The sequence below is a fragment of the Legionella santicrucis genome, from assembly GCF_001468135.1.
Lineage (GTDB): Bacteria > Pseudomonadota > Gammaproteobacteria > Legionellales > Legionellaceae > Legionella > Legionella santicrucis.
On sequence record NZ_LNYU01000088.1, the window covers coordinates 25,034 to 25,315 of the forward strand.

Genomic DNA, 282 nt, shown 5'->3' on the forward strand with positions numbered 1-282 from the left:
GGGTTCTACGTCAGATATCATCAAACGGGCCTGGGAACACAAAAACAAAGTCATTCTTGGCTTCACTGCTAAATATAACGTACATATGCTTGTCTATTACGAAGTACATAAATTATACATTGAGGCAGCTCGACGTGAAAAACGCTTCAAAAATTGGCCAAGACAATGGAAAATAAATTTAATTGAAGGACTTAATCCTGAATGGCGTGATCTGTATGAAGAAATTTGCCAATGATTTAGATCTACTGGATGCCGCGGACAAGCCGCGGCACGTAGGCGGCT

At 41.1% G+C, this 282-nt stretch carries 1 protein-coding gene; it reads left to right on the forward strand.

Annotation, left to right across the window (positions count from 1 at the left end; all coding sequences use genetic code 11):
• The coding region (locus Lsan_RS17380) for a GIY-YIG nuclease family protein (RefSeq protein WP_083505175.1) at positions 1 to 235 on the forward strand (235 nt) is incomplete at its 5' end.
• Between the last annotated feature and the right edge of the window lie 47 nt (positions 236 to 282).